The sequence below is a fragment of the Methanosarcina horonobensis HB-1 = JCM 15518 genome (assembly GCF_000970285.1).
Taxonomy (GTDB): Archaea; Halobacteriota; Methanosarcinia; order Methanosarcinales; family Methanosarcinaceae; genus Methanosarcina; species Methanosarcina horonobensis.
Genome location: NZ_CP009516.1, coordinates 3,884,181 through 3,900,825 on the forward strand (window position 1 = coordinate 3,884,181; position 16,645 = coordinate 3,900,825).

Annotated in this window: 16 protein-coding genes; 7 read left to right on the forward strand and 9 right to left on the reverse strand. The window is 41.2% G+C overall.

Annotation, left to right across the window (positions count from 1 at the left end):
• Nucleotides 1-8: 8 nt before the first annotated feature.
• The 3 genes from MSHOH_RS16935 to MSHOH_RS16945 form a co-directional block, all read right to left on the reverse strand.
• Nucleotides 9-773 carry an ABC transporter ATP-binding protein gene (locus MSHOH_RS16935; protein ID WP_048141446.1) on the reverse strand — a complete coding sequence of 255 codons (765 nt, stop codon included), beginning with the start codon at nt 771-773 and terminating at the stop codon, nt 9-11.
• 4 nt (nt 774-777) lie between these two features.
• Nucleotides 778-1,848, reverse strand: a complete 1,071-nt coding sequence (locus MSHOH_RS16940) for a FecCD family ABC transporter permease (protein WP_048143587.1) — start codon at nt 1,846-1,848, stop codon at nt 778-780.
• Nucleotides 1,849-1,985: 137 nt separating this feature from the next.
• On the reverse strand, nt 1,986-3,302 hold the full coding sequence (locus MSHOH_RS16945) for an iron ABC transporter substrate-binding protein (protein ID WP_052730905.1): 1,317 nt from the start codon (nt 3,300-3,302) through the stop codon (nt 1,986-1,988).
• 233 nt (nt 3,303-3,535) lie between these two features.
• Between MSHOH_RS16945 and MSHOH_RS16950 the strand changes: the two genes are divergently transcribed.
• The 4 genes from MSHOH_RS16950 (at nt 3,536) to MSHOH_RS16965 (ending at nt 8,104) form a co-directional block, all read left to right on the forward strand.
• Entirely contained in the window at nt 3,536-4,888 is a 1,353-nt protein-coding gene (locus tag MSHOH_RS16950; protein ID WP_239451031.1) for a cytochrome c biogenesis CcdA family protein, read from the forward strand.
• Nucleotides 4,889-5,248: 360 nt separating this feature from the next.
• Nucleotides 5,249-6,475, forward strand: coding sequence for an iron ABC transporter substrate-binding protein (locus MSHOH_RS16955; RefSeq protein WP_052730906.1), 1,227 nt, complete (start codon nt 5,249-5,251; stop codon nt 6,473-6,475).
• Nucleotides 6,476-6,535: 60 nt separating this feature from the next.
• The gene (locus MSHOH_RS16960; protein ID WP_082089505.1) at nt 6,536-7,360 is read left to right on the forward strand and encodes a class I SAM-dependent methyltransferase; all 825 of its coding nucleotides are present in this window, start codon (nt 6,536-6,538) and stop codon (nt 7,358-7,360) included.
• Between the two features lie 396 nt (nt 7,361-7,756).
• Entirely contained in the window at nt 7,757-8,104 is a 348-nt protein-coding gene (locus MSHOH_RS16965) for a DUF5683 domain-containing protein (protein ID WP_204245344.1), read from the forward strand.
• 188 nt (nt 8,105-8,292) lie between these two features.
• Here the strand turns inward: MSHOH_RS16965 and iscB are convergent, their stop codons facing one another.
• Both iscB and MSHOH_RS16975 read right to left on the reverse strand, forming a co-directional pair.
• Nucleotides 8,293-9,633: an RNA-guided endonuclease IscB gene (iscB, locus tag MSHOH_RS16970; RefSeq protein ID WP_048141452.1), complete on the reverse strand. Its 1,341-nt coding sequence runs from the start codon at nt 9,631-9,633 to the stop codon at nt 8,293-8,295.
• A gap of 421 nt (nt 9,634-10,054) precedes the next feature.
• On the reverse strand, nt 10,055-10,291 hold the full coding sequence (locus tag MSHOH_RS16975; RefSeq protein ID WP_048141454.1) for a hypothetical protein: 237 nt from the start codon (nt 10,289-10,291) through the stop codon (nt 10,055-10,057).
• Nucleotides 10,292-11,006: 715 nt separating this feature from the next.
• On the opposite strand from MSHOH_RS16975, the gene MSHOH_RS16980 reads away from it, so the two are divergent.
• The 3 genes from MSHOH_RS16980 to MSHOH_RS16990 all read left to right on the forward strand — a co-directional run bounded on the left by MSHOH_RS16980 (nt 11,007) and on the right by MSHOH_RS16990 (nt 13,286).
• Complete coding sequence (locus MSHOH_RS16980; protein ID WP_048141456.1) at nt 11,007-11,471, forward strand: MarR family winged helix-turn-helix transcriptional regulator; 465 nt, start codon at nt 11,007-11,009, stop codon at nt 11,469-11,471.
• A gap of 34 nt (nt 11,472-11,505) precedes the next feature.
• Nucleotides 11,506-12,912, forward strand: coding sequence for an MATE family efflux transporter (locus MSHOH_RS16985; RefSeq protein WP_048141458.1), 1,407 nt, complete (start codon nt 11,506-11,508; stop codon nt 12,910-12,912).
• Nucleotides 12,913-13,025: 113 nt separating this feature from the next.
• A complete protein-coding gene (locus tag MSHOH_RS16990; protein WP_048141460.1) occupies nt 13,026-13,286 on the forward strand; it encodes an ABC transporter permease family protein in 261 nt (86 codons plus the stop codon).
• 469 nt (nt 13,287-13,755) lie between these two features.
• Here MSHOH_RS16990 and MSHOH_RS16995 read toward each other — a convergent pair whose 3' ends face one another.
• The 4 genes from MSHOH_RS16995 to MSHOH_RS17010 form a co-directional block, all read right to left on the reverse strand.
• On the reverse strand, nt 13,756-14,631 hold the full coding sequence (locus MSHOH_RS16995; RefSeq protein ID WP_048141462.1) for a cation diffusion facilitator family transporter: 876 nt from the start codon (nt 14,629-14,631) through the stop codon (nt 13,756-13,758).
• A gap of 882 nt (nt 14,632-15,513) precedes the next feature.
• On the reverse strand, nt 15,514-15,768 hold the full coding sequence (locus MSHOH_RS17000; protein WP_204245345.1) for a DUF4926 domain-containing protein: 255 nt from the start codon (nt 15,766-15,768) through the stop codon (nt 15,514-15,516).
• Nucleotides 15,758-15,964, reverse strand: a complete 207-nt coding sequence (locus MSHOH_RS17005; protein WP_158024227.1) for an RHS repeat-associated core domain-containing protein — start codon at nt 15,962-15,964, stop codon at nt 15,758-15,760. Before MSHOH_RS17005 ends, MSHOH_RS17000 begins: the two co-directional genes overlap by 11 nt.
• Before the next feature lie 168 nt (nt 15,965-16,132).
• Nucleotides 16,133-16,639, reverse strand: a complete 507-nt coding sequence (locus MSHOH_RS17010; protein ID WP_052730907.1) for an immunity 26/phosphotriesterase HocA family protein — start codon at nt 16,637-16,639, stop codon at nt 16,133-16,135.
• Nucleotides 16,640-16,645: the final 6 nt, after the last annotated feature.

The window sequence follows — 16,645 nt, forward strand, 5'->3', positions numbered from 1 at the left end:
CATTCGGCCTAGATATTCTTCGGGTATACCATCATCAGACGGTCCATATAACCAACACTGCAAATGTTGTTAAATATAGTGCTCAGTAACTGCTCGGAGACTACACTTTTTGGGCTCCCTTTTGCGACCAGACCTCCCCGATACATGACAACGACATCATCACAGAACCATGAGATATGGTTTGGATCGTGGCTGCAGGCAAGTATTGTCGTCCCTTTCGCAGATATCTTCTTCAGGATATTCCAGATTCGGATCTGATTGCAGAAGTCCAGAGCGGATGTAGGCTCGTCCAGCAGCATTAAAGGTGTGTCCTGTGCCATAGCCCTTGCGATAAGCACGAGCTGGCGCTGACCACCGCTAAGCTGGTTGTAAGGCTTATCGGCTAGATGAGAGATCTCGAGCATTTCCATAGCTTCCCGGACCTTGTTCCTGTCCTCCTCGGAAATGCCAAAGATGCCGCCCATGTGCGGGGTCCTGCCCATCAGCACAACTTCCTTGACGAGGTAAGGAAAAGGAGGCTTGTGTTCCTGGGGCACGTAGGCAACAAGTTTTGCCAGCTCCCCGATCTTTTTCTTCCTGACATCGCATCCGTCAACGGATATGCTGCCGCTGCCGTACTTAAGGAAGCTCATGCAGCACTTGAACAGGGTTGTCTTCCCTGAACCATTTGGCCCGAAAAGTCCGCATAAAGAACCTTTCTCTACCCTGAATGAAATCCCTTTGAATACGGGTACGCTGTTGTACCCGAAGCTGAGGTTATCTACTTTCAACATATAATCACCCGAAAATCTCCTTTTCTTTACTACGCAACAGATACACCAGGTAAGGTGCACCTACGATAGCCGTGATGATCCCTATTGGGATTTCTGCCGAAGTCAGAGTACGTGCAATCGTGTCACAAAAGATAATATAAACACCACCCATCAGTGCTGCCGTGGGAATGACAAAACGGTTATCCGGTCCCTGGATAAGGCGGGCTGCGTGGGGCATCATCAGGCCGACCCATGCAATAATCCCGACCGAAGATACACAGATAGCAGTAACCAGTGTAGCCAGTACAATGAAAATAAACTTAAAAACCTCCGGGTTCACACCCAGTGCTCGGGCCTCCTCGTCGCCCATGGAAAGGACGTTCAGCTTCCACCCGAAGAACCACATGATAACTACGGATATCAGCACAACAGGTACAGTCAGATACACATCATCCCATGTTGTGTAGTAAAAGCCGCCCATCATCCAGAAGACAATTTCTCTCAGTTGTGTATCGTTTGAGAGGTATTTCATGATGGAAACACAGGCGGAAAATATCGAGCCTATGATGATACCGGCAAGTACCAGCGTGACAACAGGTGTCTGCCCCCTGCTCCTTGCCAGTGTATATGCAAGGAATACGGAAAGAGAGGCAAACGCAAAAGCACCCAGCTGTATAGAAACAAAGATATGAGGATAGACAATCCCCAGGGCTGCGCCGAACGCCGCTCCCGAAGATACTCCAAGGATATATGGTTCCACAAGAGGGTTGCGGAAACACCCCTGATAAATCGCCCCGGCCACAGAAAGCCCGATACCGACAGTTATAGCCATAATGACTCTCGGGAAGCGGATATTCCAGACGATTGTGTTTTTCAGCTTATTCAGGGAATCCGCGTTATCCGGTGAAAACAGATGAGTGGCGATGATAGAGTATACTTCCGGTATAGAGATATGATAGGTCCCTAAACAGATCGTGACCATCCCGCCTGCCATCATAACAACAGCGAGAAAGAGCATGACACACATCTTTCTCGCCTCAAAAAAATTGAGGGCAGTAAAGGTTGATTTTTTTACGTCAATCGATACTTCTTCCATGAAAAACACCCTGGAATCCTGCTCTATCATCCAGTCCAGACACTTGTTTGAACGAAGAGATACATTTGATACATCCCGACACTTTCATCCGCACACCATGCACGCCATAACACACCTTTATCCGTTCCACTGCGTTTTTAGAAATCGTACTCCACTGTCCAGTCAAGGTACTGGGCCGACCTGATTTCTTCTGCTGTTGCACGGTCCACTCCATATACATCCTGGTACAGTTTCAATGCAAACTCATGGACCTTGATATCCTGGAAAAGATCAGGATAACAGCCTTTCGCAACAATCAGCAAATCCAGAGGATACTCGACACGGCGGTCGCAGTTTCTCGGCGTGTAAGGCATGGAATAGATACGCTTGTTTTTGACTGCCTTAAGTTCCTGCACATTCTGGTAATACATCGCATCCTGAAGTTCGATAGGCGGATGGTACCCGGAATATGTGGGTAAAAAAATCACATCAGGGTTCAATGCCAGAACCTGCTCGGCGTTAAGCAACTTGCCAGAACCGGTATCCTGGTAAGCATTCCTGCCATTGGCAACAGTCTCGAGGATGTATGATTCCGGAGTATCGATGCCGCTTACATACCCGGCACCGCCGCTTTGCCTGGCCTTGGAAGAGATCCCGAGATAGAGCGCTGTGACCTTTTCCTCTTCAGGGATATCTTTAGTTCTGTCCAGAATCATCTTTTCCGTATTATCCAGATAATCTGCCAGGGCCATTGTCTTTTCCTCCTTATCGAACAACTGTCCGATTACACGCATCTCATCGCGCATGGTGTTCAGGCCGGAATTATTGTAGTTGTTCGGAGAATAGAGCACGATTACGGGTATGCCCAGAGACTTGATCGTTGATATCTTTTTATTGTTATTTTCGATATCATTAGCACTCATAGAGCAGTCACCAACCCTTATAATGAGTACATCAGGATTCGCACTAGCCAGTTTTTCGTAGTTAATGATGGTCATACCTGACGAAGACTCCGTACAGGACACATTCGCTAGCCATGGATTAACGACGCACATCGTATTTGATCCACCGCTAAAAGTATAATTTGTACCGGAGTTTAGAGTAATATTTGACTGATAAAGTGAACTGGAACCAAGCCCAACCGAGCCAACAGAAACTACTTTCTCAACCTCACTAAGATTCGTCAGGACACCTTCAACGAACCCGTCGTCGATGGTAGCGATACGCTGGATATCTTTCGGCAATTTCACCTGGACGCCACGCATATCCGTTACGTAACGGTATTGTTCATCAGATGAGTCTGTTGTTGTCGATGAGTTTGCGGCAGTTGTTATAATCTGGCCTGCCTGTTCAGTGCATCCTTCTACCGATACTGTAAAGAGCGTTATGAGTACACATAAAACAAAGCCCTTTTTAAAATCAAAATAACTGGAAAGCTTAGTTATTTGGTTATCATTTTCAGGTTTATCGACCATATATAATACCTGTAGCAACTATTTATTATTTAGTATTATATTGTACTACATAACAGTATCGAATTAATTTTTATAGCTATGATTAAATTAAATGATAACAATTATTGCTAAAAATTATATATGATATGCCGAAGTATAGTAAGGACGCTTAGCTTAAAGGGTTAAAAATGGCAGGATCTATCGATCGTTGGTTATCCAAGAATCAGAGGGGAGAGGCGATATTTTATCCGTTCGTGTATTTAATAACTATTCTTTTACTTCTTACTGCACTGCCTTTGATAGCTTATGCGGATGATACGAAAACCGTCACCGTTGTATATCTCTATGAAGAAGGCTGCCACCGGTGTACCGAAGTAATGCCAGTAGTCAGGCAGGCCATAGAGGAAACCCGTGGAGAAGGACTCTCTGTCGATTATCAGGAAATTAGAGTCAATTCACAAAAAGGCACATCCTATGTCGACCGGTATAGTCTGATAGATATCCCGGATCTGATTATCGATAATCATACGATTATTGGTCCCGCAAACCTGGATGGAGATTACGTAACAATTCTAAGAAATATTAAGGATACAATCGCATCTTCTTACGGATATGCTCCGCCAGTGACTGTGCATACAACTGCAGTAAAAAAAAGTGGAAATGACAATAACGTTACTGTAACGGTATATCTATTAAACCAGGGCAACGCGCCAATTAATGTCAGTCTATCCGGGGGGCTGACAGAGGGTTCCCGATTAGTTTCAGGACTATTTTTCTGGAGCGGCCCATTACAGCCGGATGCTGAAGAAAAGGTAACATACGTGCTATCGGGTGGCAACACCTCTTGTGTGTCCCCTTCTACCGTATATTATGAAGATAACTGTGGCAGGCATGTTATTACAGACAGCTATATATCCGTCGGCACGATGCCGATGATCTCGGTTCCCATTGCATTTGTATCCGGAATCGTAGCTGCATTTTCCCCGTGTAGCCTCGCAGTCATAACATATATGGCCACGCTGGCAGTTTCCAGTGAAAGACGGTACTTGTTGCTGATTAATGTGATGTCTTTTTCGGTAGGGTTGCTCTTCACTTATTCACTGATCGGTGTCTGCTTCTACAGGCTCAGTGTTACCATGCCCTCCATGTATAATGTAGCCAGATATGCTATCGTCATTTCAATGCTCGTCATCGGCTCTGCCATGATAATCAGGACATTATTCAATTATGGGCGCAGTTTCTCGGATATAGGGTTCAAAAAGTTCCTTGCTCTGCTGCAGCCATATGGCAAAATGAGCACGGCTAGCTACAGCTTTGCCATTGGGATGGGATTCAGCATGATTAAAATGCCCTGTGCTGGCGGGCCATATCTCGCGATACTTGGCATAATGGCGGATCAGAGCGGCTCATTTCATAGATTATATTACCTGCTGGCTTACGATGCAGGCGTCGTGTTACCGGTGCTGTGTCTCGGGGTTCTTCTCTCTCTTGGATTTTCCGCCCACAGATTGGACACGATCAGGAAACAATACCGGGTCGTTATAAATGTTTCAACCGGAATCACTCTTTTTATTCTGGCCGGATTGCTGGCATTTAACGTAATATGATCGATAGTTGATTACTCCCATCACTGAAGCGACGGACATCTGTCAGAGTTCTAAAGCAGATAAATACAGTAAAGTGCTCCAAAGGTTTGATAAGATATTTTTTAGGATTGATAACACTTAATAATATACAATATACAAAAATAGGCAAGTTTATTAATGAGAAGTTGAATTAAAGTGCTACAAATCTATTATAATTATTAATAGTTGATTATATAAGTTAGAACATTGAATCAGCAATTTTCTGACTTAAAAATTAGAGATTTAGCATAAAAATAGCCTTTTCAAATGTAGTGTTCCTTAACCGACTACAAAGGACTGCAAATAATAGTCAATTAATAAACGATTGAGGTTGAGGTTTTTATGAATAAATTCATAGTTTGCATGTTTCTGATTTTACTTATTAGCCTGCCTTTTTCCGGATGCATATCAGAAAAAGCCACTTCGTCAGTAACGGATTCGTCGACAAACGATGAATCCAATAATATTACGGATATGAGAGGCATCCAGGTAAAAGTGCCGAAAAACATCACAAGGGCTGCCGTGATCAGCGATGGCTTCGTCGAATGTACGATGATCAGCCTGGGTGTCCAGGATACTATCGTGGCTGTTGGTACCACAATCACAAATGATTATACTTATGTATTCCCGAGTGTCAAGGGAGAAAATTTCACGTATGAAAATGGTAAAAACACGATGATTTACCTGGATCCTTCGTTAAACGAAACAGTCAGGTTAACACCAAAGCAATACAACGTCATCAGCTACGAAACGCTTGCAAGTTCGGATCCCGATGTCATAATCCTCAGGGTAGGAGACTGCTCGGTTGGGTGGGATAACCGTGACACGATGAATAAAACAATTGACACGATGGAATCACTTGGGGTCCCTGTGATAGTCCTGTATTCCCCTACATATTATTCGAACTCGGACCTCTCTACCATAAGAGAAGAGATCAAAATTATCGGACAAGTTTTTGGAAAAGAGAAGGACGCTCTTGAGTTAGCTGATTACATCCAGAGCGCGGAGAAGATGATATCGGACAGGACAAAGGATATACCTGAGGTCAGCAAGCCTTCGGTATTGTACTTCGGTCTTTCGCCCAATGCCAGGAAAGCTGGAGGCTCAGGCCATTCATGGGGTATCGATACACCTGAGTCATACACCATCGAGGGCATAGTGCATGCGAAGAATGCCTACAGAGATACTGGTACTGCAAAGATACTGAACACCGAACAGGTTCTGGCCATGGACCCTGATGTCATACTACTGGCCACTTCATGGGGATACCATCCGGCCAGGGAGCTTTACGAAGCACCATATTACCAGAACCTGAATGAACTGAGTGCAATCAAGAATAAGAAAGTATATTCGATGCCGTGGACGCCCTCAAACTGCGCCCGACGCCTAGAATATCCTATCGACCTGATGATTACAGCGAAAGCATGCTACCCGGAGAAATTCCAGGACATTAAAGTCCACGAATGGGTACTGGACTTCTACAAACAGGTCTACAATGTTGATGACAAAACTGCTAGAGGTCTCAGGTCAGCACAGTGGCTCGACTGGATGGAAGAGGAAGACTTTTGAGAATTTATGAGAAAAATTCGGAGAAGAATTTGAGAAGAGTTTTTGAGGAGAATTTTCATGATGAATAACACTATAGACTATGGAGAGATCTGGAAAACGATGATGACAGAGAGTAAGAAGACGAACTTTGAAAGCGACAGATTCTGGACAATGGAAGAGGCGGTAAAATATGACACGCAGATCAAGATGGACAACTGGAGTTTTTCCAGAAACCTGATCAAACGGATTGATTTCACTCCGGATTCAAAAGTTCTGGATATCGGATCCGGTCCCGGTACACTAACCATACCGCTCGCAGACATGGTTAAGCACATCACTGCCGTCGAGCCTTCAGATGGTATGTTATACTGCCTGAAAGAGAACATTAAAGCAAATGGGTTAAATAACGTATCCTGGATCCAGAAGAGGTGGGAAGATGTCGATATCAAAGATCTGGACGCACCATATGATATAGTTATTGCCTCGTTTTCCCTGGCCATGCCGGATATCAGAGAGGCAGTGATTAAAATGAACGATGTGTCCTCAAAATATGTCTACCTGAACTGGTTCGCAGGTATGCCTTCCTGGGAAAAGACGTATGCTGAAGCGTGGCGGAGGGTCCATGGCACCCCATATAATATCCATCCGCAGATAGACTGCATATACAAAGTGCTGTATGACATGGGAATATACCCGAATGTCACCGTATACCCTGATTACTGGGAACTGGTCTATCCGAGAATGGAAGAAGCAGTTACTCATTACAGAAGGATTGTCAACGCGACCACAGCCGAACACGATGCAATACTACAACAGTATATATCTGAGGCATTTTCCTGCGAAAACGGAGACGTCAGGATGAAGGAAAAATCATATACCGCCTGGCTGTGGTGGAAAAAGTCGTAAATAGGTCCTAATGGCGTCTTACATGCCATCTCATAATTTTTCGTATCTTAGCTTTTCTACTTTCCTTTAAATCTCTTCTTTTTCTCAAAAATAATTAAACCCAATAGTAAAGCTCAATAATTAAATTCAATGATTAAACTCGACAATTAAACTCGACAATTAAACTCGACAATTAAACTCGATAATCAAACTCAATGAGTATGGACTATTCCCGTTGATCAGTTAATACTTACGGATTTCATAATACCTTTTTAAAAACTAACCCAAAAATGTTAATCAAAAATGTTAACCAAAACTGTAAATGCCTGTAAGATCTGTAAATGCCAGTAAGTATACTTCAGCAGCACGCTATAAAGAGACACGATAAAGACATGATATTTTAATGGAGTAAAAACGATGGAAGAAATACATCCCGAAACATCCGATCCAAGTGTGGAATTTCACCCGAAAGCTGATATGACTCCCGGATACGGAACGGAAGAAACCAGGCAGAAAAGAAAAAACCCGGTCATTGCAGCGTTATTATCTCTAATAATTCCAGGGCTCGGCCAGGTCTATGCAGGAGACCTGTATAAAGGACTTGCACTGTTTGCCGCACTGGTGGTTAGCCTCTGTTTGATAGCTCTTATTATCGGGTTTTTCACATTTTTTGCTACCTGGATATTTGCAGTATCTGATGCATACAAGATGGTTAAAAAACAAAATGACAGAGTTGAGAAGAAAAAAAACGGTGCTTCTGCGTAATTTGAGAAGATCCTACTGAGAAGATTCTCTTTATTACCTCCACCAGGGTTCAGAGGAAAAGATGAAGGGCTCCTCTGGCAAACCGGGACTTTGAAGCGAATATTGGATCAGAGAAATAAAACAGGATCCTCCAGGATCACTGTTAATTTCAACCAACAAACCCGATGCCGAATTTATAATATTCACGTTCAATAAGGAAGGATGCTCGTGACTTCAGTCATGAGAGGAATTCCGTCAACTCCCACATGCTCTGAGGCATATTCGTATCCGTCGACCCTACTCAACATTTTACAATATTTGTGATTTATTCCCTGTGCTGCTTTAACACCTTCTTTATTTTTAATATCAAAATATCCCGTTTTCCTACAGGCTACCGCTCCAATCCAGGTTCCTTGGTGCTTTCCTTTAGGAACAATTGCTTTAACAATGTCTCCAGTTTGAAATCCAAAGAAACTCTTTTGCCTAGCTAAATATCCTCTAGGGAAACCATACTTATTGAGATTAGTTCTGCAATGTGATCCTCTACCTTTTGCTTTAATGTGAAGCACTGAATTTGTTCGGAATATAATATCGTTTGGTGTTGAAGTACCAACACATACGGCATCGAAATGATGGTTTTTTGGCAGGTTTAACAGGATTCTGTTCATTTTCGTTCTAGCACCTGTTCCGCATTCGATATTAAGTCCAGTTTCAGAAAGAACATTGTATACTTTCCATCTTGTAGCTGTGACAAGTGCAGCATCTTTTAGCGGCTTCTTTGCTTGTTTCTGTATGTCAGGATAACCAAACTCTTCTGCTGTCATATCACCCTTTACTTGATTACATGCATGGCAGGCTAATGTAAGATTAGAAATTCTACTTGTACCACCTCTTGATTTCGGGATAATATGTTCAATTTCAAGCGAAATATTTTCTGCTCCACAGTATGCACATTTTCTATCCCATTTTTCAAGAAGATACTCCCGGATTTCGTAACCTTGAAGTTCTCCTTGTTGGTATTCAATGCCTGATATTTCGGGATTCTGCATTAGTTGTGTATCAAACTTTACATTTTCATATGAAATATGAGTCAACGAACACAATCTTTGCAGCTTTATAACCCAGTTTTTAATATTATCTACTCTGCTTTGCAGAGATGGAGGGAGCCAACCTTCTTTTCGTCCTCTGTTATTGAATTTTGGCTTTCTGTATCTTGTGTTTCTATTTCGTCTGGTCCTTCTCATTGCTCTACGGCTGTCAATATTGCTTTTTATGTTTGTTTTGTGATGAATTTGAGCTAACCAAACGACCGTGGGCCCATTCAAGATAGCCAACCCCGTATATCGGCTTCCGTAATCTATTTTCAATCTAAATTCAGCTTTACTTTCAGAGTCTTTTAACTTCCTTTCAGATTCCTTTAATTCCTTTAGCCGAATTGTGAATGGGTATTTTTTATGAATTACCACTTTTCCTGTTTTCAGCAATTTTCTAGCAACCGCCGAATGACAAGGACTTAATGGTTGTTTGTTTTTGTTCAATACAAATACCATTTTGAATTTCTCCTATCTCGAAATGCAAGATAAATCTTACATCCGGTAACGCATTTTCATGTCTCATCTCGTCAATGTTGGAAATGCTTGTTAGGTATAGTACACCATTCCTACCCTCAGAATTTTTAATACTACACGACAGAGCTACAAGCTGATGAAGCACCTATAGGTGTCATGACATTTCCAACGTAGTTCTCAAAGAACTTAGACTGGTCAATCAAGGCACTATTTCATGCCTACCACTTTAGTGGTGGGTTATTGACCCTCGATCTTGAGATACGACCTCGTATCATACGTGTTACTTATGTAATAGACTTGATTCCCGAATTTGATAAATATGCCACCGTATTCTTCATTATATCGTGTGTGATTCCAGGAAAATATTCCATTAATCTGAAGAGATCCCGTACCGCCTATCCGGCTAGCTCACAGTTTTTTTAATTGAAAGGAATCGTTCCAGGTCTTCAGCAGTAAGCTCAGCATAAGGAGGGGTATCGGCTGGGACTTCATCCGTACTCCATACCGTAGCACGGACCCACATTTCAAATGGATAATCCAGTTCAGCCTCTTTTTGTGATATCAAGTCTAATATCCGGTCCCTCTCATCACTGGTTGTTTCCAGTTCGGTGATGTGCCCGTATGTACTCTTGTTATTCAAACCCTGAAGCGTGGGAAAATCTTCCAGTTATTCAAGTATTATTTCCATAATACTCAGGTTCATAATTTAATTTGGTGAGCCATAAAGTAGGACCGTAGGAAAGCTTCTGCGTTATGAGCGGGGAGACCATCACAACAACAATCATCCATTATGAGAGTTAACTGCTTGCTATTATTTCCTCAGAGACATCTGATCTTGATTATTATAAAAAATACTTTTCCAATTAATAATAAATTAAACATATATAAATAAACGCAAAATGATTATTCAGCCTTCTACCGTAATACTACCACATATAAGGTCATAAATAATCTAAATTGACTTTTATTTACAACAAGAATTCTCTTCAGTATGAATAAAATACTTTCCTATTCTACCCTGAAAACTATTTTCACTTCTTCAAACCCCCCAAAATCCCCTTATACCAAAACCCTTACTTGAATTTGATTTCATATGAAATCAAAATTAACAGAATAAATTAATGTGGAGTAATGATTAACAGGCCTCTAGCATTTGATATGGAACGAATGAATTTCCATAAATTACAATTCCACAAGAAAAATTGATGATAATCACTCACATATTAGTTTCATACGAAACTAATATATACCACATAATACAATTAAGCATCATATTAGTTTCACATGAAACTATTTATTGAATAACCTTTATTTCGAAAAACTTTCCAGTTTCATAAACGACGAAAGGTAAAACTATGCATGACCCAAGAGAAATATTCGGCCCGATTGTCCATATCTACCGGAGTCACATGGAATATATGACAAAAGAACTCGAAGCTTACGGGATAGGGAGCGGGCAACATGATTTCCTTTTAGTTTTGTACCATAAAGACGGCATCTCTCAGGAAAACCTTGCAAGAATGTTGAAAGTAAGCAAAGCAACAAGCACAAGGGCAATCCAGAACCTGGAAAAAGAAGGGTATGTGTACAGGCAGAGGGACGAAAATGACCTTCGGGCTTACAAAGTTTACCTGACTGAAAAAGGGAAGGAAATGAGAGATATAATTTTTGAAAAACTGGTTTCTTTTATTGATATCCTTTTTTCGGATTTTACACCGGAAGAAAAAGAAATTTTCAGGCTGCTGACCCGTAAAGCTGCATTAAAATTCTTCGAGCCCGGATTCGAACCTCCATCTGAAAAGCTGAATGACATTCAGTAAAAACAACAACATCTTACGACAGAGAAGAAAAAACATGGAAGAAAAAAGCGAGTTTTTGGGGAAAGAGAGTACAGGAAAACTCCTGTTCAAACTTTCAACTCCCGTGATCATCGGAATGCTGGTACAGGCTATCTATAACGTTGTAGACACCTTTTTCGTGGGAATAGCCTACGGAACAGAGAGTGTTCAGGCTATAGGCGGTCTTTCAATAGCTTTTCCGGTCCAGATGATAATCATGGCTTTTGGGATTGTTCTTGGGACAGGAGGCTCTTCAATAATCTCACGTGCCCTTGGAGCGCGGGAGTTTAAAAAAGCTGAAAGAGTTCTTGGGAATGTTTTTTCCCTGAGTCTGATCTTAAGCGTACTCATAGCCATACCCTGCCTTCTCTATCTTGAACCGATTTTGGAGGTTTTCGGGGCAACCCCGGGAGTCCTGCCATATGCCAGAGATTATCTTAAAATCATAATTTTGGGAGGGATTTTCTTTGTCTTTGGAGTGGCTGTTCAGAATATTGTCAGGGCTGAAGGAAACTCCCGCCTTGCAATGAATGCTATGCTTATAGGAGGCGGCCTCAATATTTTCCTTGACCCGGTCTTCATGTTTGGGTTCGGGATGGGGGTTGAGGGTGCTGCAATTGCAACCGTACTGTCCCAGGCCGTAGCTTCAATCTTTCTTCTGCTATACTACCTTAAAGGAAAGGGATCTATTCATTTCAAATCAGAAACCTTGAAACCGGACCTGAAAATCATCAAGGAAATCGGAGCTATTGGTACAGGGTCCTTTGTGATGGAAAGCGCGAGCAGTATCATGATGATTTTCGTATACAATGCGCTTGCAGATTACGGAGGGGATGTTGCAATTGCTGTTTTTGGCATAACAATGAAAATTAATTCCTTCATCTTCCTGCCTCTCCTGGGTATGGCCTTTGGCCTGCAACCGATTGTCGGGTTTAACTACGGAGCAAAGAAATATGGAAGAATAGTCGAAGCTGTAAAATTATCTTTAGTAGCGGCAACGACCTTTGGGCTTCTTGGCTTGCTTATCGTTTACCTCTTCGCAGAAAAACTTCTCGTTATTTTCAGTGCAGATCCGGAATATCTGGAGCTTGGAAAAATTGCTGCAAGGATTATGTTCCTGGGAACACCTTTGATAGGTTTGAATGTAGTTACAACCATCCTGTTCCAGGCACTCGGGAAAGCCAGACCGGCATTCATTCTTTCTGTTAGTCGACAGCTTCTCTTCCTGATTCCTGCCGTTGTCCTTCTTCCCCGTTTCTATGCTCTAAACGGAGTCTGGGCAGCCTTTCCGGTTTCAGACCTGCTTGCATTCCTGCTTTCCGGATTTATGCTTTTCAAGATATACAGGATTTTCAAAGAAAGAAAAACTTCTTCAAAAGTCACTCCAGAGTTAGAAGTGACAGATAAAATATTACACGTCTAAAAGCTCATAAAAATAAGGATCATGAAAACCATTGGAGCTAAAAACAGGGATAACTCCATGGTTTCCCTTTTTAACTCCGGAAGGCGGGTCTTGTCGGAGGCATCCTTGGAGTTATGCTGGGACGGGTCGTTTCAGCTGGCCTCCAGGCAATGATGGGAAGCGAGATGACCGGAGGAGGGGGGAGTATAAGCCCTCACCTGATGATTGAAGGACCCCTCCGGGCAATTCTTATAGGTGTGATTTTAGGAGTAGTACCTGCGTACAGGGTCTCGAAGTTAAAGCTAGTAAATGCATTGAGATACGAAGAAACAGATAAATGGAAAAAAGAAAGGGAGCCACCCCTTTCTAAAAGCCTGATGAGTTTCAGAATTTGAAATAAAAACTAAGTCTCGAAAGTTGAGTTTCCAAAAGCTGAACTCTCAAAGATAGAACTACCGGAAAGGAAGACAAAGGCCCTCAAGCTGGTTCAAAGTATGGCACAGGGCTATTTAGGAGAGCGAAGGAGAATCCCCGTCAATTTATTGATGGAATGAATCCGTCAACTCTCCCATAATATGCTACTAATTACATTTTTGTACTTTCCAATCTATACTCTGTTGTCGAGCTCTGCTTTGGAAGCTGCAAATGCTACAAAGGTCACTTGACTTTGCTCTGAAACTCAAGTATGAGGTTTTTTGAAGTAGTTTCAAAGGTAAAACTTGAAACGATGGAAGCGAGACACGAATAAATAGTTGCTCCAGGGCAGTATAGCATTGGTTGAAATACCATAGATGCCAGCGAATTTATTCGTGGGAGCTAGCACTTTCAGAAAATGAAGATTTGCCTCTATCGCCTTTCTTTACATTATCTTTTCAATTCAAAAATACATTCCGTTCCGGAACAAAATCCTTCACTTTCCAGTTCAAGCGTTGAATGTTCTATATGATGTTCCTCTAATTTGCTTTTGATGGATTGCCTCATTTTATCCGGTCTTTCCAGGTATTTGTCTTCCACAATAACATGAGCTGTTAAAATATCCGTTTCTCCTTCCAGAGACCATATATGGATATCGTGAACCGCTTTCACTCCTTCGACTGATAAGATAGATTCCTTAACCTTATCAATGTCAATATACGTCGGGACACCTTCCAGAAGAAGGTTGAATGTCTCTTTTGCGTTTTTAGAAACTCCCCATAATACAAAAATCGTGAATCCTATTGTCATTATAGGATCAATAACAGGTTCGTTCCAGAAACTTATGATTATTGCCCCGATTAGCAGAACCACCCACCCCAGAATGTCTTCCAGAAGATGCCAGGATAATATTTTTTCATTCTGGCTCATCCCTTTCTTCAATCTAAAATATCCCAGTCCATTTATGGTTACTCCGACGATTGCAATCAAAAACATTCCTTCGGCATTTACGGGTTCCGGATTGATCAGACGCGGGATGGCCTGTGACAATATAAACAACGACCCGGCTATAAGCACAATAATAGCAAATACTGCAGATAAAAGAGATAACCTTCGATATCCGAAAGTCATTTTACTCGTTGCAGGTTTTTTTGCTTGCTTTTCTGCATACCAGGCTACGATTAATGCAAAACTGTCAGCGAAATCATGCAACGCGTCAGCCATCAGTGCCAGGCTGTTTGTTAAGATTCCTCCGATCAATTCTATGATTGTGAAGAGTATGTTTAAAGAAGCAGCAAACCCCACATTTTTTTCTCTATCACCCATAAACAGTTCTTTATTTTATGTTGCTGTTAAATCTTGTGTTCGCATGGAACCTGGAACTCAAACATCCATTTCTCTGCGGTTGTTCCTGAATACCTTAAAACGTTTATAAAGGAAATAATGGAAACTGAAGACAGATATTAAGATATTGTTATACGGGAAGTATCTTCAAAAGATATACATTTAGTGATATGCCAGACCATACTGAAAAAAATTTGCAGGAACAGAGTTGCAGAGTAAAAGGAGAAAGTGAATCCTATTGTCCTTATAGGATCAATAACTAACATAAGAAGAACCTCGGAGTGCTGTATCACCGTATCCCCCAAAGCACGGTATTGAAAGTTTCAAGCCTGTTGTTGTGCTTTGTTATATTTTTTCTGTTGATTTTTTATTATTTTCAATGCCATTAAAATTTTCAATACAATATAATTATTTAGTTATATTAAAGTTTAAAATAAAAAACAATTTTTCGGATCAATTATGATATATACATTGATGCTATCTTAGATATACAGATTAAGGGTAATAGGGTTTCCTCTTAATCTATGGGTTGGATCGCAGGTAGGGTTTGAGAATAGGGACTCAAAACCCTACCATCTACATCTAAGCTAATTTTCGGAATCACAACTCTTTTTCTTCAGGTTCAGACTCAGACTTTCCTTCAAATTCTTCATTAGATTCTCTACTGTAAAAATCTTTTACATTATCTTTAATCCCGTGAGGTAACCTGTCAACTGCTCTTTTGCTTTCATTTTAGCATTTGCTTAAAAATTAGATCTGCTGTTTGAAGAGAATCATCAATTCCATTCACAGTTTTTCCGGCATAAATCGTGTCGCCCACTTTTTTCACTGCACCATTGTCTTATTCACCTGTTTGATGCTTATTTATGTTTCTTCTACTTTTTCGATTTCATCCGGCAAAAGCACTAGCTGTTTAGAGTAATTATCTTTATCCACAAATTCAACTTCATAGGTTTCATCTGGCTTACGAAATGCAACGACTATGGAACCTATATCTCCTTTTTTAATACATTCTTCAGGAATGTCCTTCTTTACTCTTACAACATCCTGTTCTGAAAACTTCATGTTAACCACTCCCTTTGCCATCAAAGTTGTTAATCTTGAACTATCAGGTTCCACTTATATAGGAGTATTGTGTCGGGCTGGACAAAAAACTGTACTCAGGTGAATAATACCTCGCACCATAGTACATCAGCCCTGTATCGGCATCGTTTTCCTGCCCTGTAAACCCGTACTTCTCCAGGTCTCCTGACCTCACCTGACCGTATGGGAAGTAATCGGTGCGTTCGACTTCAATCCCATTCTCGTCTGTCATCAGAGAAGTACTGCCGAGATGGTCGGAGAGATACCACTCCATGCCTTCGAATGTTTGTTTGGCTACGCGTTCATCGTCGCGGAAGAAATAGCTGGTGGATGTGCCGCTGTCGATCTAATTACTTTACAAAATGAATAATAAGGTAGAAAATCAAAAATGAAAAAAGAGTTAAACATCCAGTAATTCTGGATGTTTTTCAAGTGCTTTTGTTACTTCGTAAGCTATCGAACCATAACTACCAATTGCATATATCCCTACAATTGATGGCTCATGATTTAATTTTTCACCCATTGAGTTGAGGAAGCAAGGTTTTACCTTAAGATCCTTGAAACCATAGTTAAGTTTTTTTTCCTCACTTGTTAACTCCATATTTCCTAGTGTATAGAAATAGCCCATCGTCCAACCTCTCAAATTTACGATTTGTGGTGGAATCAAAAGGTCATTTGGACTTAAATAGTCAGGCATTTCTAATCTTGTCGAACTGTTTTTATATATTAGTATCACTAATGCATCAACAGGAAATCCTTGAAACTCATCATTGACCTCGATTACTTTCCCATAAAAATAAACGGATTCTTTGGGCTGAATTACGAAAATATCTCCTACTTTTGGTTTTTTCCTAGATCTTTTTATGAGAAGAAGTTCATCAGTCATTTGTTTTTTGTTATTAGCCATTACCCA